This is a genomic window from Nocardia sp. NPDC050378 (genome assembly GCF_040655675.1).
In the GTDB taxonomy this organism is placed as follows: domain Bacteria; phylum Actinomycetota; class Actinomycetes; order Mycobacteriales; family Mycobacteriaceae; genus Nocardia; species Nocardia coubleae.
The window spans coordinates 63,621-82,449 of sequence record NZ_JBFAKI010000017.1 but is presented as its reverse complement, the minus strand read 5'-3'; the positions used below and the strand labels follow the sequence as shown (position 1 = coordinate 82,449).

Genomic DNA, 18,829 nt, shown 5'->3' with positions numbered 1-18,829 from the left:
GCATGGTTCCCCCAGTAGTCAGTCGAGCTTGTTGGTCTGCTGCTTGATCGCCAGTTGCGTGGCTTCGTCGCAGTTCTTGTAGGCGGCACCGGCTTTGCGGTACATATCGGCCATTTGGGTGAGGATCTCGATGTGTTTGGTTACCGCATCCAAGTACGATCCGCTTCCCGGCCCGCCTTCGGCGAGGTCGGCAAACTTCTTTGCGAGGGTACCTGCGGAATTGAGGTCGCCGAACGAGTCGGCATCGACCATCCTTCGGGTGCGCAGGGAGAGGGTCCGCAGGTCGGTGATGTAGTCCTCGCACCACTTCGCGCAACGCTCAGCGGCGTCGGATTCGATTATCAAGCGCCCGCCGGCGGCTTCACCAGCCAATCGCTGAAATTCCTGTGCGGCAGCGTTAGTCATGGCAGTCTCCTTTCGGCAGAGGGCGTCTACTGCGGGACGTAATCGATGAAGTGTGGGGCAGCATCCTCAGCAAGGACACATGGGTCGATAGTCGATTTGCTGTCGACAAACTTTGTGGCGTTGATGAGCGCGCGGCCCTGCTGCGTTTCCACGGCAATTTCGCACTCGACCGGAACTGCTTCGTCACCGATTGTGAATCGCAGGGCTTTTCGGTTACCTACCGTGACATCTTTGAAGTTGTGGTAGCGATCGTTAGCGCGAATCTCTTCGATGGTGTAGACGGTGGACATGAACGAGATGAAGTGATCGCCGCCCCGCCACGCGCAGCCCTTCCACTCCGCCCGCGGGACCGAGAACAGGTTGGTGTCCTTCGACGCCGGATCGAGTCCCGCCGCGATCAACGCACTCTCCGGCACCCCACACGGATCGAACAACTGCTCCTTCGTCAGCGGAGCACCACTCACCTCGGGCTGCCCGTCCACACTCTGCCCACACCCGGAGAGCACGAGCGCAACGCCCACTCCCACGGCGATCCCCACCAGTCGCATCGTCTCTCCTCTTCGCACAGAACCACTCGATCTCTTTAGACGCACCCCACCCCGCTTCGGTTCCATCCCGCGGCCCCGACCCCCTGATCAGCCGAACCGGCACCGCCACAGCCTCTCACAACCAGCCCTTCGGCAACCCACCCTGCGGCCTATCCCGCGCCGTCCGCACCCCGCAGGAGAGGGCGGCACGTGTGGTTGTGCGTCGCCTCCAGGCAACCGGTCGGTGAGCTCGATGTCATTGCGCTTCGGGATGGGTCGTGGCTGCGCTGCTCACCGTCGTCCTATAGAGGGGTTCGTGTGTCAACTGATCCTGGCTCGCCGGGAACAGATTCGCGATGGTCCCCGACGAGGTGGCCGACGCGGGCACTTACGTCCAACAAGTTGCCGAGTCGCTGATCAATGCGGCGATGGCCGAACTCCTCGGCGTCGCAAGCAAATCCGTTGTCGGCCAGGATATCTCGAGCGCTGTGGACATTCAGTCGCTAGATCTACCGGACATGTGATGGCCGACGGCTCCGGGATTTCACTTTCGATATCGACGAACTGGACCAGCTCGTCACCCGCGCCAATGCATTCATCGGCTTCCTCACCGACAGTCTCGACGGTCTCAATCACCGAATAGCTGCCATTCAGTAGAATTGGCAGGGAGCCGCAGCCATCGCCCAGGAGGAAGCCTACCGGGAAAGGGTAACCGGGGCCGCGGCAATGTTTGAAGGGATCACGGAGATGTACAACGCAGCCGTCACCGCCCGTGACGCCTACAGCGAAGCTGAAGAAATCAATTTGAGAATGAGCGGTGGCTGACCTCAAATGGGCGCGATCATCCCGCAGACCTATGAGGATGCAGCCAAAGAATGCTACGACCTGTCGACTCGTTAGATTCAGCGGAATCGACGGAATGTCAGCAGTTTGGATGTCCTCGGGCGTCGGTCGGAAGATGGTGATTCCGACTATATTGCATACCGCCTGAGGGAACTTCAAATATTTGAGGAAATTCCCGTACTGCAGTTGGCCAGAGAGGCTACGGCCGTCGAATCATCGTCGTTTGCCCGAAGTGGATTCGAACAATTGGAGAGTCTATTGTCAGATGAGGGCGATATTTGAATCCTGCCGCCGCGGACCGTTGCGGTGCCCGCGTTGATGCGGGCACCGGTGGTGATCAGTTGGGAACGTTGGCTCCGTAACCCAACTCGCGGAGGGCGGCTTTGATCTTGGACTGGGCTTCGTCGAGGGATTCGGGGGTAGGGGAGTTGTCGGCTCCGGAGATGTCGAAGTCGCCCATGGAGTAGGCGGGGAAGACGTGGGTGTGTAGGTGGGGGACCTCGAGGCCGGCGATTAGGAGGCCGGCGCGTGGAGCGTCGAAGGCGGCGCGGACGGCCTGGCCGATCTTCTGGGCGACGCCCATGAGGCGGGCCATCACCTCGGGGTCGGTGTCTTGCCACTGGTCGATCTCGGCGCGGGGCACCACGAGAGTGTGGCCCTGGGTGACGGGGGCGATGGTGAGGAAGGCGACGAATTCGTCGTCCTCCCAGACGAAGCGGCCGGGGATCTGACCTGCGATGATCGCGCTGAAAACGGATGCCATGCAGGCGAGCCTAGTTAGATCGCGACGTAGTGGGACAGGATGCCCTGTACCTCGTAGATGTCGACCTGGCGGTTGAATCGCTGCTTCACCGGTTCGTGGCTGCCGCTGAGCCAGATGTAGAGCTCGGCGTCGAGGTCGAAGGTGCCCGCCGTTTCGACGGCGAAATGGGTGATCGAGCGGTACGGGATGCTGTGGTAGCTCACCTTGCGGCCGGTGACGCCCTGTTTGTCGATCATGATGAGGCGGCGGTTGGTGAACAGCATGGCGTCGCGGACCAGCAGGTAGGCGGCGTACACCTGCTCGCCCTGGCCGAACAGTTTGGCGTATTCCTGCTGGGCGGCGGCGGGGTCGATGCGACCCGCGTTGCCCATCATGCCGTCGAGCAAGCCCACGATTTCCCCCGCTTCCGCCGTTGGTTCCATTGTGGCCCAGATCAACCCGATACGGCCAGGGTGAACTGTCGTGAACGAGCAGATGTCGGGATCAGGGGGTCGCGAGTGGGCGCGCGGCGGCGCGACTAATCTGTTCCGGTGCGCGTACTCGTCATCGGTTCCGGAGCCCGTGAACATGCCCTCGTCCTGGCGCTGCGCCGGGATCCGTCGGTGACGGCGGTGATCGCCGCCCCGGGCAATCCCGGTATCGGCCAGCAGGCCGAGCTGCGACCGGTCGATCCCTGCTCGGCCGAGGACGTGGCCGCGCTGGCCGGTGAGGTCGCCGCCGACCTGGTGGTGATCGGGCCCGAGGTGCCGCTGGTGCTCGGTGTGGCCGACGCGGTGCGCGCGGCCGGGATCCCCGTGTTCGGCCCGTCGGCCGACGCGGCGCGGATCGAAGGGTCCAAGGCGTTCGCCAAGGATGTGATGGCGGCGGCCGGTGTGCGGACCGCGCACAGCGAGATCGTCGACACCCCGGCCGACCTGGATGCCGCGCTCGACCGTTTCGGCCCCACCTGGGTGGTCAAGGACGACGGTCTGGCCGCGGGCAAGGGCGTGGTGGTGACCGCCGATCGCCGGGCCGCCCGCGATCACGGCGCCGAGCTGCTCGAGCAGGGTCATCCGGTGTTGCTGGAGTCCTTCCTCGACGGGCCGGAGGTTTCGCTGTTCTGCCTGGTCGACGGTGAGACCGTGGTCCCGCTGCTGCCCGCGCAGGACCACAAGCGCGTCGGTGACGGCGACGCGGGCCCCAACACCGGCGGCATGGGCGCCTACACCCCGCTGCCGTGGCTGCCCGCCGAGACGCTCACCGAGATCGTCGACGATGTCGTGAAGCCCGTCGCGGCCGAACTGGTCCGGCGTGGCAGCGGTTTCTCCGGGCTGCTGTACGCCGGCCTGGCGATCGGCGCCAACGGTCCCGCCGTCGTCGAATTCAATTGCCGCTTCGGTGATCCCGAGACCCAGGCGGTGCTCGCGCTGCTCGACAGCCCGTTCGCCGAACTGCTGCACGCCACCGCCACCGGCCGCCTCGCCGAGGTCGAACCGCCGCGCTGGAAGGACGGCTCGGCCATCACGGTCGTGCTCGCCGCCGAGAACTACCCCGCCCGTCCCCGCACCGGCGACGTGATCACCGGCGCCGAGGAAGGCGCCCTCGACGGTGACACCCTCGTCCTGCACGCGGGCACGGCCCTGCGCGAGGACAAGGCGCTGGTCTCCGCGGGTGGTCGCGTCCTCAATGTCGTCGGCATCGGCGAGGACCTGGCCGAGGCCCGCGAACGCGCCTACGCCCGCCTCGCCAAGATCAAGCTCCCCGGCAGCCACTTCCGCACCGACATCGGCGCCACCGAAGTCGTTGTCCCGGAACGGAAGCGGTAGCTGGTCAGGTCAGGCTGAGCCCGTGACGGGCCAGCCAGGCTTGCGGGTCCACGTGCTGGCCGTTCTGGACGATCTCGAAGTGCAGGTGGGGGCCGGTGGAGTCGCCCCGGTTGCCGATGCGGGCGATCTGCATGCCCGCGGGGACGCGTTCGCCAGGCGAGACGAAGAAGTCGTACATGTGGCCGTAGATGCTGATGGTTCCGTCGTCGTGGCGGATACGGACCCACAGGCCGAAGCCCTGGGCGGGGCCCGCCTCGACGACGGTGCCGTCGGCGACGGCGTAGATGGGGCTGCCGATGGGGCCCGCGATGTCGATGCCGCGGTGCATGGTGCCCCAGCGTGAGCCGAAACCTGAGGTGAACAGACCCTTGGCGGGCAGGCTGAAGCCGCCGGTCGACGGGGTGCTCGAACCGGGAACCATGACGCCGGGCACTACGGGGGCGCGCTCACCCATCCAGTCTTGCCACTGTCCCGAGGACGCGGCCGCCGCCTCGGCCTTGGCGCGTTCCAGGGTGGCGCGGGCCGCCGCGGCGACCACCGCGGCCTCGCGGCGCTTCTCGCCGTTGTCGATGGCGACGAGCAGGCGGCGCACCGACTGTGGGTTGGGCGGGATCTGCGGGGGATAGGCGATGGCGACCCGCTGGGCCTCGCCCGGTGCGAGCGGCCTGTCCACGAGGCCGCTGAACTGCCCGTCCGAAGCCACGAGCACCGCGACCACCGCGACGCCCGCGATGAGCACACGCCGCTCGACGAGCACCGCACGCACCCGCTCGCTGCTCGGACTGCGTGACCACAGGTCCGTCGCCTGCCGAGAAGGCCGCTCCCAGAACACTTTCCGAAGGTCACCGCGCCGCAGGTCGGCCGCGATCTCCCCGAGTGCGGGATACTTGGCGACCCACGCCGTCACCCGATCCCGCACCGGAACCCGCGCGGGCAGGTGCTCACGCCAATTGGCGCGCAGGACAAGCCCGTTCACATTCGAACGACGGGTACGTACGGTGCCCGGCCTGTTCGGTGTGGCAACGCCCGTTCCATCGCCGTTCGGCTCGGCCCCACGCGGCATGGATTTACCGTTCGCCTGCGCGTCGCGGGAATCGACCCCGCGCGCAGCCTCGGCGGATGCGGTGTCGCGGTCAGGCTCCCGCACCTCGTCCGACGCGAGTCCCTGCACCTCAGTCCGCCTCATACCGCCCCCACGACCCTGCCCGGCGCCCCACTGCCGGTGGCGTCGGTGCCTGCGTATTCGCTGTCGGAGCCATTGTGCCGACCATATCTGTGCAGGCGCGCGATCGGGTGATCTACCGTCTCTCGGGTGTCCACAGAATCGCTACGGTCGACCATTCCTCCCTTCTACGTGATGGACGTGTGGAAGGCGGCCGCCGAACGGGCCAGGTCACACGGTGACGTGCTGGTGCTCGCGGCGGGTCAGCCGTCGACGCAGGCGCCCGCGCCGGTGCTTCGGGCGACCCGTGCGGCGATCGACCACGAGCTGCTCGGGTACACCGAGACGTTCGGGATCCTGCCGCTGCGCGAGGCCATCGCGGGCCATCACAGCGAGACCTACGGCTACGACGTGCACCCCGACGAGGTAGTGGTGACCACCGGTTCGTCGGGCGCGTTCACGCTGATCTTCCTCGCCGCCTTCGACGTGGGCGACACGGTCGTGGTCGCCCGGCCGGGCTATCCGGCCTACCGCAACACGCTCACCGCCCTCGGTTGCCGCGTCGTGGAGCTCGACTGCGGTCCGCAGACCCGTTTCCAGCCGACGGTGGCGATGCTCGAGGCGCTACCCGAACCGCCCGCGGGGCTGGTGCTGGCGAGCCCGGCGAATCCGACCGGAACCATGATCGACCCCGCCGAACTGGCGGCCATCGCCCGCTGGTGCGAATCCCACGGCACCCTGCTGATCTCCGACGAGATCTATCACGGCATCACCTACGCGGGTGAGCCGACGTCCTCGGCGTGGGAGTTCTCCCGCGACGCGGTGGTGATCGGGTCGGTGTCGAAGTACTTCTCGATGACCGGGTGGCGGCTGGGCTGGATGCTCGCGCCCGCGCACCTGCGTCCCGCGTTGCAGCGGCTGGCGTCGAACATGACCGTGTGCCCGCCCGCGATCTCGCAGTACGCGGCGGTGCACGCCTTCGGGCCCGAGGCCAAGGACGAACTCGACGGGCACGTGCGCCGGTACGCGACCAATCGGGCGTTGCTGCTCGAGGGTTTGCCGGCGCTCGGCATCACGGATCTGGCGCCCGCCGACGGTGCCTTCTACGCCTACGCGGATATCGGTCATTTGACCAGTAATTCACTGGAGTGGTGCGCCCGGGTTCTCGCCGAAACCGGGGTGGCGGTGGCACCGGGTCTGGACTTCGATACCGAGCGCGGTCTTCGCACGATTCGCTTTTCCTTCGCAGGCGCCACAAACGACATTTCCGCAGCGCTGGACCGGTTGTCAACGGTGATGTCCCCCAACAACTTTCCCTAGTACGAACACATCGGTGCCGGGATACGGTAAAACTCAGATATCCCGAATTCCCAGCGTTTCCCCGATGACGATTGCGCACGGTTGAACTGATGATGACTGGCACGATGGCACGGTGACCACCGCGACGACTCCGAAAGGCGAACGACGTCGCCAGGCTCTGGTGGCGGCGGCGGCTGAACTGTTGCTCGAAGGCGGCTTCGACGCCGTGCGACATCGTTCGGTGGCCTCGAGAGCCGATCTTCCCCTCGCGTCCACCACCTACTACTTCGCCTCACTGGAAGATCTGATCGCCAGCGCCGTCGAGTTCAGCGGCGCCCGTGAGCTCGACGCGATGCGCCGCCGCGTCGGCGACGTGAGTCACCGCCGCCGCGGCACCGAGGCGACCGTCGACCTGGTGCTCGACCTGCTGGTCGGCCCCGACGACAGCGATCTCGACGCCCGTGGCCAACTGATCGCCCGCTACGAGCGGTCGGTCGCCTCCGCGCGGCACCCCGAGCTGCGCGAGGTGCAGCTACGACTACGCACCCAGCTCGAAGACCTGCTCGCCGACGTGTTGCGCCGCTCCGACCGGGTGGTGCGCCCCGAGCAGTTACGCAGGCTCGTCGCCGTCGTCGACGGTGCCGTCGTCGCCGCGCTGATCGAGGGACACCCCGAGCCGCGCCGCCCCGCCCGAGCCGGATTGCTCGAGATGATCGACATCGTCGCCCCGCCCGTGGTGCCCAACATGATGCCCCAGCAGGGCGAACGGGTCAGGCAACTAGACTGAGTGCTCGTGAGCCTCGTCCCGAATGTCCTCGCCACCCGATACGCCAGCCCGGAGCTCGTCGCGCTCTGGTCGCCCGAGAACAAGATCGTGCTCGAGCGCAAGCTGTGGCTCGAGGTGCTGCGTGCCCAGTCGCAGCTCGGGATCGACGTTCCCGCAGGGGTGGTCGAGGACTACGAGCGGGTCATCGATCACGTGGACCTGGCCTCGATCGCCGAGCGCGAGCGGGTCACCCGCCACGATGTGAAGGCCCGCATCGAGGAGTTCAACGCGCTGGCCGGGCACGAGCACGTGCACAAGGGCATGACCAGCCGCGACCTCACCGAGAACGTGGAGCAGCTGCAGATCCGGCTCTCGCTCGAGCACGTCTACGACCACGGTGTCGCCATCGCGGCGCGGCTCGGTGAGCGGGCCGCCGAGTATCAGGCGCTGGTGATGGCCGGTCGCTCGCACAACGTCGCCGCGCAGGCCACCACCCTCGGCAAGCGTTTCGCCTCCGCCGCCGACGAGGTGCTCGTCGCGCTCACCCGGTTGCGCGAGCTGATCGACCGCTACCCGCTGCGCGGCATCAAGGGCCCGATGGGCACCGCCCAGGACATGCTCGACCTGCTCGACGGTGACGCGGGCAAGCTCGCCGCCCTCGAACAGCAGGTGGCCACCCACCTCGGGTTCAAGAACGTCTTCACCAGCGTGGGTCAGGTGTACCCGCGCTCGCTCGACCACGACGTGCTCTCGGCGCTGGTGCAGCTGGGTGCCGGGCCGTCGTCGTTCGCGCACACCATTCGCCTGATGGCGGGCCACGAGCTGGTCACCGAGGGATTCCAGCCGGGTCAGGTCGGTTCCTCGGCCATGCCGCACAAGATGAACACCCGGTCCTGCGAGCGGGTGAACGGTCTGCAGGTGGTGCTGCGCGGTTACGGTTCGATGGCCGCTGAGCTGGCGGGCGCGCAGTGGAACGAGGGCGACGTGTTCTGCTCGGTGGTGCGTCGTGTCGCGCTGCCCGATGCCTTCTTCGCCATCGACGGGCAGATGGAGACGTTCCTGACCGTGCTCGCCGAGTTCGGCGCCTACCCGGCCGTCGTCTCGCGCGAGCTCGACCGGTACCTGCCGTTCCTGGCCACCACGCGCATCCTGATGGCGGCGGTGCGGGCCGGTGTCGGCCGTGAGACGGCGCACGAGGTCATCAAGGAGCACGCGGTCGCCGTCGCCCTCGCCATGCGTGAGCAGGGTCGCGAACCCGATCTGCTCGACCGGCTCGCCGCCGACGACCGGATGCCGCTCGACCGCGCCGCCCTCGACGCCGCACTGGCCGACAAGTCCGCGTTCATCGGCGCGGCCACCGACCAGGTGTCCGAGGTGATCGCCCAGGTGCAGAAGCTGGTCGAGGCCAACCCGGAGGCCGCGCGGTACACGCCCTCGCCGATTCTGTAGCGCCGTGCGTGTGAGCCCGCCACTGCCCGCCCTGCGGCGGCGGTGGCGGGCTTTCGTGCGTTTTCGATACCGTGCGCGGATGAATCCGTACACGATCTTCTCCGACATCGTCGCCGGGCGGGCGCCCGCCTCCAGGGTGTACGAGGACGATGATGTGCTGGCGTTCATGGACATTCGTCCCGTGACGCCCGGCCATGTGCTCGTGGTGCCCAAGGTGGCCGCGCCGAGCCTGGCCGATCTCGATCCGGTGCTGGGCGGCAAGCTCTTTCAGGTGGGACAGCAGATCGCGGCCGCCCTGCGCGCCAGCGAGGTGGCCGCCGACGGCGTGAATTTCTTTCTCGCCGACGGGGTTACGGCCGGGCAGGAAGTGTTCCACGTGCACCTGCACGTCATTCCGCGCACGCCCGGCGACGGCTTCGGGTTGCGCGCGCGACCCACCTCGCCCGCTCGCGCCGATCTGGACTATCTCGCGGGCTCGATCCGGGGCGCTCTTACCCGCTGACCAGCGATTTCGGACGAAGCGGGCAATATATACCCAAAAATTTGCCGAAGAAACGCCCAAATCGCCGAATGCTTCCTCGACGTTCCTCGGTGGGTTACTTTGGACTGTCATTGGCATGCGGTTATGGAGGGTAGATCGTGCGTCGTTCAGGTGTTGCTGCATCAGTGCTGGCATTCGCCATCGCGTTCATCGGTCCGGGCGTTCTGCAACCCGCACCCGCCGCGGCCGCGGACATCGTCGGGGAGCGTGCGCTCACCCCGAACCGCACCGCGATCACCGTCACCTCGCCCGCCATGGGGCGCAATATCGAGCTGCAGGTTCTGCACCCGGCGGGTGGCGGGTCGCGCGGTACGTACTACCTGCTCGACGGACTCGATCCGGGCATCGGCCAGAGCACCTGGACCAATGCCACCGACGCCGAGGCGTTCTTCCGTGGCAAGCACGTGAACGTGGTGCTGCCGATGGGCGGACAGGCCAGCTACTACACCGACTGGATCGCCGACGACCCGCGTTTCGGCCGCTACAAGTGGGAAACGTTCCTCACCCGTGAACTGCCCGGCCTCATCGACGCCCGCTTCGACGGCAACGGCGTGAACGCCATCGGCGGCCTGTCGATGGGCGGCAACGCTGCCTACATCCTGGCCGCCCGCAACCCCGGCCTCTACCGGGCCGTCGCCGGCTACAGCGCGTGCCCGGACATGGGCATGGCGGCGGGCGCGATGATGTTCTCCATCACCAACCGCGGTGGTAACCCGCTCAATATGTGGGGTGCGCCGGGCGGTCCCGAATGGGCGGCGCACGACCCGGCCCAGCTGCTCGACAACCTGCGCGGCAAGGCGCTCTACATGTCGACCGGCACCGGCATCCCCGGTCACCACGAGGCCCAGCTCAAGCCTCAGCTGCCGGAGAACATCGTTCTCGGCGGTCCCATCGAGGTCGGCGTCAACGGTTGCATGGCCTCCTTCGGCCAGCGTCTGGCCGCCGCGGGCATCGGTGCCGACATCGACTACCACCCCGTCGGCACCCACTCCTGGGGCTACTGGCAGGACGCCCTGCACCACTCCTGGCCAACCATCGGGCCCGCTCTCGGGGCCTAGCGGGTCGAGCGACGGCGCAGCAATGCGCCGCCCGCCACGGCCAGGATCGAAAGCGCCACGGCGACAAGGACGTAACCGGCGGGGAAGCCGAGAATTTCGACGTACTCCTTCTTGATTATGCGGTCGCGCACGGTGGCGTCGGTGTCGGCCGGGGCGAAGGTGAAGTCGGAGGTGATGGCGGTGGGGCGGGGGATGGAGACCGACAGTTCGGTCAGGTAGGTCTTGCCTGCGGCGAGCGCGATCAGATCGGGGTCGGTGATCGCGCCCACGGGTGAAGCGAATTCGGTCGTGGTGAACTGGGATTCGGTGTCGGCGTCGGTGCGGGTGAGGCGGTGGTCGCCGAAGACGTAGAGGTGTACCGATTGGGGAGTGGTCGCCGCCGCCGACATGCGCATCGGATAGACGAGGCGATCGGAATCGAAGGTGAGGCGCACCGGGTCGAGGGCGCCGTCGAGGGATTCGGGGCTGGTGAGCCGCATGGCGACGAACGACCAGCCTTCGCGCAGATACGGCTCGAGGGTGGCGCTCACCTCCGGCCGAAGCTGATAGCCGTTGGCGGACAACCACTCCCGCACGCCGGTGAGGTCGCCGCCGCGTAGCGTTGTCGCCTCGAGTGGACCCAGTTGCACCTGGCCGAGTACTTCCGGCCCGGAACCCGGTGCACCGGCGGAGGATTCGTACCTGTCGCTGTCGAACCAGTAGCGGTCGACGACCACCTCCGGCGCGGTGAGTCGCGACAACTCGGCGAACGACGCGGCACTACCGGCCGACACCGTGGCAGGCGTGGGGGTCGGCACGATGAGCGCCGCGTCGGCACCGGTGAACCGCATCCCCAAACGCATCAGAATGGTTTCGCGTCGACCGTCCCAGCCGAGCACGGCGGTCTCACTGTCCACGCGCGCGGAGCCGTCGCCGCTCACCACCCCGCCACACGCACACGCCACCGCGGGCGCTACGACAACCGAACCGGAAGCCAGCAGCAGCGCACCGGCGACAACAAGCGAACGAACCGTCCCGCGAATCCCCATGCGAGCAGGTTACGGACCCCGCCCCGAGCCGCCATCCGCAGAAATACTCACCGCCACGAGCGGGGTGGATCCCGGTGACGGCCGAGTTGGCGGGCCGGGCCCGGGGGCGGCGACTACGGTGGACCCATGGCTGGCGAGAATCAGACGGTGGTGTCGGCGCCGATCGCGAAGAAGGTGCCCGTCGAACGGGTGCACCACGGCGACACGTTCGTCGACGAGTACGAGTGGCTACGGGACAAGGAAGATCCCGAGGTCATCGCGTACCTGGAGGACGAGAACGCCTACACCGCGGCGCGCACCGATCAGCTGCAGCCCCTGCGGGACAAGATCTTCGACGAGATCAAGGCGCGCACCCAGGAAACGGACCTGTCGGTGCCGACCCGGCTGGGGGAGTACTGGTACTACTCGCGCAGCTTCGAGGGCAAGCAGTACGGCGTGCACTGCCGCTGTCCGATCGACGCCGAGGCCGAGGGCATCGACGCCTGGACGCCGCCGCAACTCGAGGTGGACACCTCCATCGAGGGTGAGCAGGTGCTGCTCGACAGCAATGTGCTCGCCGAGGGCCTCGACTTCTTCGCACTCGGCGCGTTCTCGCTGAGCCACGACGGCAACCTGCTCGCCTACTCGGTCGACAGCACCGGCGACGAGCGCTACACCCTGCGCATCAAGGACCTGCGCACCGGCGAACCGCTGCCCGACGAGGTCGTCGGCGCCGCACCGGGGGCCACCTGGTCGCTGGACGGGACGCACATCTTCTATCAGACCGTCGACGAATCCTGGCGCCCCGACACCGTGTGGCGGCACCGCGTCGGCACCGCGTCCACCGACGACGTGAAGGTCTTCCACGAGCCCGACGAGCGCTACTGGGTGAGCGTCGGCGCGACCCGCTCCGAGAAGTACCTGATGATCTGGCTCGGTTCCAAGATCACCACCGAGGGCTGGGTGCTGGAGTCGGACAACCCCGAGGGCGAGTTCCGGGTGCTGCTGCCCCGGCGCGAGGGTGTGGAGTACTCGGCCGAACACGCGGTGATCGCGGGTGAGGACCGTTTCCTGATCCTGCACAACGACGTGGTCGACGGCGTGAAGGCGGAGAACTTCGTTCTCGCGCAAGCGCCTGCCACCGACCCGTCGGACATGACGATCCTGATCGGGCACCGCGAGGACGTGCGGCTCGAGGACATCGACGCCTTCGCCGACCACCTGGTGCTCGGCTACCGCCGCGGCGCCCTGCCCCGCCTCGCGGTGTGGCCGCTCACCCCGGCCGGCTACGGCGAGCTGACCGAACTCGAGTTCGGGCTCGAATTGTTCTCCGCCGGTATGGGATCCAGCCCGGAGTGGGAGCAGCCGACGCTGCGGGTGGGCGTCACCTCGTTCATCACCCCGATGCAGGTGTTCGACTACGTGCCTGCCACCGGGGAACTGCTGCTGCGCAAGGAGCAGCCGGTGCTCGGCGGTTACAACGCCGAAGACTATGAGCAGCACCGTGATTGGGCGGTTGCCTCCGACGGCACCCGTATCCCGATCTCGCTGATCCAGCGGCGCGATCTGCCGCCGGGCCCCAAGCCGATGCTGCTCTACGGGTACGGCTCCTACGAGGCGAGCATCGATCCGTCGTTCTCGGTGTCGCGGCTGTCGCTGCTGGATCGCGGCATGGTGTTCGCGGTGGCGCACGTGCGCGGCGGCGGCGAGATGGGCCGGCTCTGGTACGAGCACGGCAAGACCCTGTCGAAGATGAACACCTTCACCGACTTCGTCTCCGTCGCAAGCCATCTCGTCGACGCGGGCACCACCGCGCCCGACCGGCTCGTCGCCGACGGCGGCAGCGCGGGCGGTCTGCTGATGGGTGCGGTGGCCAACCTGGCTCCGGAGCTGTTCGCGGGCATCCTGGCCAATGTCCCGTTCGTCGACCCGCTCACCTCCATCCTCGATCCGTCGCTGCCGCTGACGGTGATCGAGTGGGACGAGTGGGGTAACCCGTTGGCCGACAAGGACGTCTACGAGTACATGAAGTCGTACTCGCCGTACGAGAACGTCGAGGCCAAGGACTATCCGCCGATCCTGGCGATCACCAGCCTCAACGACACCCGTGTGCTGTACGTGGAACCGGCCAAGTGGGTCGCCAAGCTGCGCGCCACCAAGACCGGTGACAGCGAAGTGCTGCTGAAAACGGAGATGAGCGCGGGCCACGGCGGCGTGAGCGGCCGCTACGAGAAGTGGAAGGAAGTCGCGTTCGAGTACGCCTGGGTGCTGGACACGGTGGGCTTGGCCGACAAATAGACGCTCGCCGACAAATAGACGCTCGCTAGGAGTTCATCGCGCAACCACGCTGCCGTCACCTCCGGCTGCCATCGTTGACACATGAACGGCGAGCTGATCGTTTCGGTGTCGGGAATCCGGGATACCACGCGCGATGCCGCGATCGAGTTCGCGGAGCTGATGGATCAGCGCGGGGTGCGGCTGTCGTTGCTGGTCGCGCCCCGGCTGAAGGGCAAATACCGGCTGGTCGACGACCCGGCGACGCAATCGTGGTTGCGCGGGCGGCGGCTGGCCGGTGACGCCATCGTGCTGCACGGCTACGACCAGGCGGCCACCAAGTCGCGGCGGGCCGAATTCGCCACGCTGCCCCGGCACGAGGCGACGCTGCGGCTCAAAGCGGCCGATCGGGTGATGGAACAGGTGCAGTTGCGCACCCGGCTGTTCGCCGCCCCGCGCTGGGATGCCTCCGCCGGTGCGCTCGCCGCGCTCCCCGACGTGGGGTTCCGCCTCGCCCTCGGCCTGACGACCATGCTCGACCTGGAAAACAATGTGGTGCAGCGTTCCCGGGTGTACGGCATCGGTGAGGGGTTCCGGGCCGAACCCTGGTGGTGCCGGGCGCTGGTGATGGGCGCGGCCCGCACGGCCCGGCGCGGCGGCGTCCTGCGCCTGGCGATCTCGGGGGCGCAGTTGCAGCGTTCGGGTCCGCGCCAGGCCGTGCTCGACGCGGTCGACCTCGCGCTCTACCACGGTGCCCGCAGCACCGTTTACCGCTGGGAGCCGGTCCCGGCGAGCAAGGCCGCCTGACCGGCCCCGCCGCGCGCGAATCGGCGATCACCCGCGCGCGGCGGCGGCCTATCGGCTGCCCTGCTTTCGCTGTCCGAACATTCGCGCTGTAATCGTGCCCGTTTCGAAGCCGCCGGTCGGCTGCCGCACGGTTACGATCCTCAAGCGTTATTCGAGGGTTTCCGCTAGTTGTGCGAACACAGCAGGAGGCAGCGCTGATGACGGGCACCGCGACGAAAGCCGCGACCACGACGAAATACCTGTCCTGGGTGACATTGGCGCTGATGACCACGAGTTCGGTGGCCAGCCTGCGTTCCGCACCGACAATGGCCGTCTACGGACTGGCCTGTGTATTCCTCTACATCGTTCCCGCCGTTCTCTTTCTCATGCCGACCTCGCTGGTGGCGGCGGAATTGGCATCGGGCTGGGACGGCGGTGTCTACAAATGGGTGGGCGACGGCCTGAGTAAACCGCTGGGTTTCCTCGCGGTGTGGTGCCAGTTCGCCATGACGATCTTCTACTATCCGAGCCTGCTGGCTTATGTGGCAAGCACTTTCGCCTATATCATTCACCCCTCGCTGGCGTCGAACGGCCCGTACGTGGCGATCGTGATCATCACCGTCTACTGGGCTGGGGTGTATGTGTCCTCGCGCGGCACGACGACGGTTGCCGGGTTGTCCAGCATGGGGCTGATCATCGGCACGCTGGTTCCCGGCACGCTGCTCGTCGTCCTCGGGCTGGTGTTCCTCAGCCAGGGCAATCCATCGGCGGCACCGATGGACTCGGCGCATCTGCTGCCTGCCTGGACCGGCCTGGCGAGCCTGGTCCTGATCGTGAACAACTTCCTGTCCTACGCGGGGATGGAGATGAACGCGGTCCACGTGTCGTCGCTGCGCGACCCCGGCAGGCAATTTCCCAAGGCCATGGCATTGGCGGCGGGGTTGGTGCTGGTCATCTTCATCCTGCCCGCCCTGGCGATCAGCTGGGTGGTGCCCTCGGCCAGCCTGAGCCTGACAGCCGGTGTGATGCAGGCGTTCGACGGATTCTTCAGCCACTTCCACATCGGATTCCTCACCCCGATCGTCGGCATCGCCCTGGTGGCAGCCGCACTGGGCGGGATGCTCACCTGGCTGGCCGGACCGTCCAAGGGGCTGCTGCTGATCGGGCGAAGCGAGGGCTATCTGCCGCCGGTTCTCACCCGGCTCAACAAGCACGGTGTGCAGCAGAACATGCTGGTCGCCCAAGGAGTTTTCACCACGGCCATCGCCTTGCTCTACGCATTGATTCCCAATGTGTCGAGCGCGTATTGGATTCTGTCGGTGATCACCACGCAGGTGTATCTCATCATGTATGTGCTGATGTTCGCCGCGGCCGCGAAATTGCGCCGCGACGACCCGGATCATCCCCGTGGTTACCGGGCGCCCGCGCTGTATGCGCTGTGTCTGCTCGGATCGGTGTCCTCGGTGGCGGCGTTCGCCATCGGTTTCGTGCCGCCCTCGCAATTCGGTAGCGGTAGTCCGCTGGTGTATTTCGCGATCGTCGGCGGCGGTATGGGCATCGTCGGGCTGCTCATTCCCTATCTGTTCTACCGGAATCGCCGGGAAAGCTGGAAGATCGCCGTTCCGCAGGAGGCGCAGTGATGAGTACCGCAGATGCCCCCGATCGCACCAGGATCTGGATATATCTCACGGCCGCCGTGCTACTCGTCGTCTTCGCCTTGATCGGGCTTCTCACCTTCGACGAAATCCACCGGAACAACGAAGCCACCGCGAAAGCCGAACAGCTGCACAGCAATTTGCTCGCCGCAGGCCTGCCCGCGCCCGAGCCGGATGTCATCGCCTCGGCGCTCGGTGACGACGGCGGTTCGGTGTGCCAGGACCCGGACGCTGCCCACATCAAGGCGAAATATCAAGCCGCACTGAGCAATGGCGCCTCCGGACCCGGACAGCGCCCGGTGATCGGCTCGAAGGAGGCCGCCGAGGCGGTCGGGCAGGCCATCGCCGTCTACTGCCCGCAACACCTGGCCGACTACCGTGCACATCTCGACACCCTGCATCTCGACGACACGACGAAGTGAGGCCACCGATGACCGAGGCTCCCGATGTCGACGCGCTGCGCGCCAAGGTTTCCGGACTCATGGGTGAGGCGAAAGACGACCTCGCACAGTTGGTTTCGTTCCGGTCCGTGGCCGATCCGCGCCAGTTCCCGGCGGAAGGCTGTACGCGGGCCGCGCAGTGGGTGGCCGAAGCGTTCACCGCGCTCGGGCTGACGGTCGGCCTGCACGAGACACCTGACGGCAGCAATGCCGTCATCGGGCACCGGCCGGGTCCGCCCGGCAGCCCGACGGTACTGCTGTACTGCCACTACGACGTGCAACCACCACTCGATGACGAGGCATGGGAAACCCCGGTCTGGACGCTCACGGAGAAGAACGGCCGCTGGTACGGCCGCGGCGCCGCGGACTGCAAGGGCAATATCGTCACCCACCTCACGGCCCTGCGCGCGATCGGCCCCGACTTCCCGGTCGGCATCAAGCTGGTGGCGGAGGGCTCGGAGGAACAGGGCACCGGCGGGCTGGAGAAATTCGTCGTCGCGAATCCCGAGCTGCTCACCGCCGATGCCATCCTGGTGGCCGACTGCGGCAATTTCGCCGTCGGGCTGCCGACCTTCACCCAGACCCTGCGCGGTCAGGTGAATGTCGTCGTCACCGTGACGACCCTCGCCGGGCCGATGCATTCGGGCATGTTCGGTGGGCCCGCACCCGACGCGCTGGCGGCGATGATCCAGCTGCTGTCGTCCCTGCGCGACGAACACGGCAACACCACCGTCGACGGCCTCACCGCCGACCAGCAGTGGACCGGCGTGCAATACCCGCCCAAGGACTTCCGGGCCGACGCGGGCGTCCTCGACGGCGTGGACCTGATCGGCGGCGGCACCGTCGCCGACATGCTGTGGGCCCGTCCGGCGCTGACCGTGCTCGGCATGGACGTGCCAGCGGTGGTCGGCTCGTCGGCGGCGATCCAGCCGAGCACAAGGGCGCGGCTCAACCTGCGCATCCCGCCCGGCACCGACCCCCGACACGCCTACGAACTGCTGGAAAAGCATCTGCGGGCGCACACGCCGTGGAACGCGCGACTCGACATCGAACTGGAGGGGCTCGGCGAACCGTTCGTCGCCGCCGAACACGGCCCCGCCCGCGACGCGATGTCCGCGGCGATGGCGACCGCGTACGGCCGACCGGCCACGACGGAAGGACAGGGCGGTTCCATCCCCCTGTGCAATATCTTCGCCGACACCTACCCCGAGGCCGAGATCATGCTGATCGGGGTCGAGGAACCCAAATGCCTCATCCACGCGCCCAACGAGAGCGTCGATCCGAGCGAGATCGAGCACATGGCGTTGGCCGAGGCACTGTTCCTGCGCACCTACGCGCGTTAGAACTGGTCCTGGTCCTCGGGGTCGATCACCCGGAACTCGGTACCAGCCGGCGCCATCTCGGCGAGGCGCCCGAAGTAGATGCCGTGCGCGGAGCGATCGATGATGCCGAAATGGATCGGCAGGGCGGTGCGTGGGTTGACCGCGCGCAGGTAGTCGACGGTGTCCCAGATCCGCATCCACGGGGCGACGGCCGGGATGGCGAGCACACCGACCGGCACCGGCGGCACCCAGAGGGAGTCACCCGGATGCACCAGCTGCGCGGGGTCGGCGGCGGTGCCGAGCTGGAAGACCGTGTTGTCGATCACCGGGATCTCGGGGTGGATCACCGCGTGGCGGCCGCCGCCACCGGTGATCTGTAAGTCGCCGATGTCGAGCACCTGACCGGCCGATACCGGCTCCCAGCCCTCGCTGCGCTGCTGGGCGGTCTGCGGGTCGGACAGCAGCCGCGCGCCCGGATTGGCGTCGATCAGGTCGGCGATCCGGTTCGGGTCGATGTGGTCGGGGTGCTGGTGGGTCACCGCGATCGCGTCCAGACCGGTGATGCCCTCGAATCCGTGGGCGAACGTGCCGGGATCGAACAGCACTTTCGCGCCGTGCAGTTCCACGAGGATGCAGGAGTGGCCGAAGTGGGCGATACGCATGACCCGATGCTATTCGCCACCGACCCCGGAACGCGGGCACGACGGCCGGGTCAACTAGGATTTCT

The 18,829-nt window shown here is 67.3% G+C and carries 19 protein-coding genes; 12 read left to right on the top strand and 7 right to left on the bottom strand.

The genetic code is table 11. The annotated features are described in order from the left end of the window. Positions 1–18: 18 nt before the first annotated feature. The gene (locus AB0I35_RS27170) at positions 19–405 is read right to left on the bottom strand and encodes a hypothetical protein (protein ID WP_357399171.1); all 387 of its coding nucleotides are present in this window, start codon (positions 403–405) and stop codon (positions 19–21) included. Between the two features lie 26 nt (positions 406–431). Next, positions 432–953, bottom strand: a complete 522-nt coding sequence (locus tag AB0I35_RS27165) for a DUF3558 domain-containing protein (RefSeq protein ID WP_357399169.1) — start codon at positions 951–953, stop codon at positions 432–434. Positions 954–1,288: 335 nt separating this feature from the next. Here AB0I35_RS27165 and AB0I35_RS27160 point away from each other — a divergent pair, with 335 nt between their 5' ends. Continuing rightward, positions 1,289–1,456 (top strand): hypothetical protein, encoded by a 168-nt coding sequence (locus AB0I35_RS27160; protein ID WP_357399167.1) that lies wholly within the window; start codon positions 1,289–1,291, stop codon positions 1,454–1,456. Between the two features lie 656 nt (positions 1,457–2,112). Here the strand turns inward: AB0I35_RS27160 and AB0I35_RS27155 are convergent. Next, positions 2,113–2,538: an HIT family protein gene (locus tag AB0I35_RS27155; RefSeq protein WP_357399166.1), complete on the bottom strand. Its 426-nt coding sequence runs from the start codon at positions 2,536–2,538 to the stop codon at positions 2,113–2,115. 14 nt (positions 2,539–2,552) lie between these two features. Beyond that, complete coding sequence (locus tag AB0I35_RS27150) at positions 2,553–2,960, bottom strand: PH domain-containing protein (protein ID WP_357399164.1); 408 nt, start codon at positions 2,958–2,960, stop codon at positions 2,553–2,555. A gap of 108 nt (positions 2,961–3,068) precedes the next feature. On the opposite strand from AB0I35_RS27150, the gene purD reads away from it, so the two are divergent. Further along, positions 3,069–4,343, top strand: a complete 1,275-nt coding sequence (purD, locus tag AB0I35_RS27145) for a phosphoribosylamine--glycine ligase (RefSeq protein ID WP_357399163.1) — start codon at positions 3,069–3,071, stop codon at positions 4,341–4,343. 4 nt (positions 4,344–4,347) lie between these two features. Here the strand turns inward: purD and AB0I35_RS27140 are convergent, their stop codons facing one another. Further along, positions 4,348–5,319 (bottom strand): M23 family metallopeptidase, encoded by a 972-nt coding sequence (locus tag AB0I35_RS27140; protein WP_357399161.1) that lies wholly within the window; start codon positions 5,317–5,319, stop codon positions 4,348–4,350. 336 nt (positions 5,320–5,655) lie between these two features. Between AB0I35_RS27140 and AB0I35_RS27135 the strand changes: the two genes are divergently transcribed. The 5 genes from AB0I35_RS27135 to AB0I35_RS27115 all read left to right on the top strand — a co-directional run bounded on the left by AB0I35_RS27135 (position 5,656) and on the right by AB0I35_RS27115 (position 10,618). After that, a complete protein-coding gene (locus AB0I35_RS27135) occupies positions 5,656–6,825 on the top strand; it encodes a pyridoxal phosphate-dependent aminotransferase (protein WP_357399160.1) in 1,170 nt (389 codons plus the stop codon). A gap of 112 nt (positions 6,826–6,937) precedes the next feature. Continuing rightward, the gene (locus tag AB0I35_RS27130; RefSeq protein WP_067492301.1) at positions 6,938–7,591 is read left to right on the top strand and encodes a TetR family transcriptional regulator; all 654 of its coding nucleotides are present in this window, start codon (positions 6,938–6,940) and stop codon (positions 7,589–7,591) included. 6 nt (positions 7,592–7,597) lie between these two features. Then, positions 7,598–9,019 carry an adenylosuccinate lyase gene (gene purB, locus AB0I35_RS27125; protein WP_181698723.1) on the top strand — a complete coding sequence of 474 codons (1,422 nt, stop codon included), beginning with the start codon at positions 7,598–7,600 and terminating at the stop codon, positions 9,017–9,019. 79 nt (positions 9,020–9,098) lie between these two features. After that, complete coding sequence (locus AB0I35_RS27120) at positions 9,099–9,521, top strand: HIT domain-containing protein (RefSeq protein WP_357399158.1); 423 nt, start codon at positions 9,099–9,101, stop codon at positions 9,519–9,521. 164 nt (positions 9,522–9,685) lie between these two features. After that, on the top strand, positions 9,686–10,618 hold the full coding sequence (locus AB0I35_RS27115) for an alpha/beta hydrolase family protein (protein WP_357399157.1): 933 nt from the start codon (positions 9,686–9,688) through the stop codon (positions 10,616–10,618). Here AB0I35_RS27115 and AB0I35_RS27110 read toward each other — a convergent pair. Then, on the bottom strand, positions 10,615–11,646 hold the full coding sequence (locus AB0I35_RS27110; RefSeq protein WP_357399156.1) for a DUF2330 domain-containing protein: 1,032 nt from the start codon (positions 11,644–11,646) through the stop codon (positions 10,615–10,617). The genes AB0I35_RS27115 and AB0I35_RS27110 overlap by 4 nt on opposite strands. Positions 11,647–11,772: 126 nt before the next feature. On the opposite strand from AB0I35_RS27110, the gene AB0I35_RS27105 reads away from it, so the two are divergent. The 5 genes from AB0I35_RS27105 (at position 11,773) to AB0I35_RS27085 (ending at position 18,123) form a co-directional block, all read left to right on the top strand. Then, complete coding sequence (locus AB0I35_RS27105; protein WP_357399155.1) at positions 11,773–13,923, top strand: S9 family peptidase; 2,151 nt, start codon at positions 11,773–11,775, stop codon at positions 13,921–13,923. 81 nt (positions 13,924–14,004) lie between these two features. Next, positions 14,005–14,706 carry a DUF2334 domain-containing protein gene (locus AB0I35_RS27100; protein ID WP_357399154.1) on the top strand — a complete coding sequence of 234 codons (702 nt, stop codon included), beginning with the start codon at positions 14,005–14,007 and terminating at the stop codon, positions 14,704–14,706. Between the two features lie 197 nt (positions 14,707–14,903). Further along, positions 14,904–16,325: an APC family permease gene (locus AB0I35_RS27095; RefSeq protein WP_357399152.1), complete on the top strand. Its 1,422-nt coding sequence runs from the start codon at positions 14,904–14,906 to the stop codon at positions 16,323–16,325. Beyond that, entirely contained in the window at positions 16,325–16,762 is a 438-nt protein-coding gene (locus tag AB0I35_RS27090; RefSeq protein WP_356986787.1) for a hypothetical protein, read from the top strand. The genes AB0I35_RS27095 and AB0I35_RS27090 overlap by 1 nt, the downstream gene beginning before the upstream one ends. 8 nt (positions 16,763–16,770) lie before the next feature. Next, positions 16,771–18,123 (top strand): dipeptidase, encoded by a 1,353-nt coding sequence (locus AB0I35_RS27085; protein WP_357399151.1) that lies wholly within the window; start codon positions 16,771–16,773, stop codon positions 18,121–18,123. On the opposite strand, the gene AB0I35_RS27080 is transcribed toward AB0I35_RS27085, so the two are convergent. Further along, positions 18,120–18,764 carry an MBL fold metallo-hydrolase gene (locus AB0I35_RS27080; RefSeq protein ID WP_067492318.1) on the bottom strand — a complete coding sequence of 215 codons (645 nt, stop codon included), beginning with the start codon at positions 18,762–18,764 and terminating at the stop codon, positions 18,120–18,122. The genes AB0I35_RS27085 and AB0I35_RS27080 overlap by 4 nt on opposite strands. Between the last annotated feature and the right edge of the window lie 65 nt (positions 18,765–18,829).

What these genes read in the sequence shown, in the direction of transcription:
- AB0I35_RS27110 (WP_357399156.1), bottom strand. Translation starts at nt 11,646, where the DNA reads ATGGGGATTCGCGGGACGGTTCGTTCGCTTGTTGTCGCCGGTGCGCTG.
- AB0I35_RS27160 (WP_357399167.1), top strand. Translation starts at nt 1,289, where the DNA reads ATGGTCCCCGACGAGGTGGCCGACGCGGGCACTTACGTCCAACAAGTT.
- AB0I35_RS27150 (WP_357399164.1), bottom strand. Translation starts at nt 2,960, where the DNA reads ATGGAACCAACGGCGGAAGCGGGGGAAATCGTGGGCTTGCTCGACGGC.
- AB0I35_RS27095 (WP_357399152.1), top strand. Translation starts at nt 14,904, where the DNA reads ATGACGGGCACCGCGACGAAAGCCGCGACCACGACGAAATACCTGTCC.
- AB0I35_RS27090 (WP_356986787.1), top strand. Translation starts at nt 16,325, where the DNA reads ATGAGTACCGCAGATGCCCCCGATCGCACCAGGATCTGGATATATCTC.
- AB0I35_RS27080 (WP_067492318.1), bottom strand. Translation starts at nt 18,764, where the DNA reads ATGCGTATCGCCCACTTCGGCCACTCCTGCATCCTCGTGGAACTGCAC.
- AB0I35_RS27155 (WP_357399166.1), bottom strand. Translation starts at nt 2,538, where the DNA reads ATGGCATCCGTTTTCAGCGCGATCATCGCAGGTCAGATCCCCGGCCGC.
- AB0I35_RS27100 (WP_357399154.1), top strand. Translation starts at nt 14,005, where the DNA reads ATGAACGGCGAGCTGATCGTTTCGGTGTCGGGAATCCGGGATACCACG.
- AB0I35_RS27165 (WP_357399169.1), bottom strand. Translation starts at nt 953, where the DNA reads ATGCGACTGGTGGGGATCGCCGTGGGAGTGGGCGTTGCGCTCGTGCTC.
- AB0I35_RS27120 (WP_357399158.1), top strand. Translation starts at nt 9,099, where the DNA reads ATGAATCCGTACACGATCTTCTCCGACATCGTCGCCGGGCGGGCGCCC.
- AB0I35_RS27105 (WP_357399155.1), top strand. Translation starts at nt 11,773, where the DNA reads ATGGCTGGCGAGAATCAGACGGTGGTGTCGGCGCCGATCGCGAAGAAG.
- AB0I35_RS27085 (WP_357399151.1), top strand. Translation starts at nt 16,771, where the DNA reads ATGACCGAGGCTCCCGATGTCGACGCGCTGCGCGCCAAGGTTTCCGGA.
- AB0I35_RS27170 (WP_357399171.1), bottom strand. Translation starts at nt 405, where the DNA reads ATGACTAACGCTGCCGCACAGGAATTTCAGCGATTGGCTGGTGAAGCC.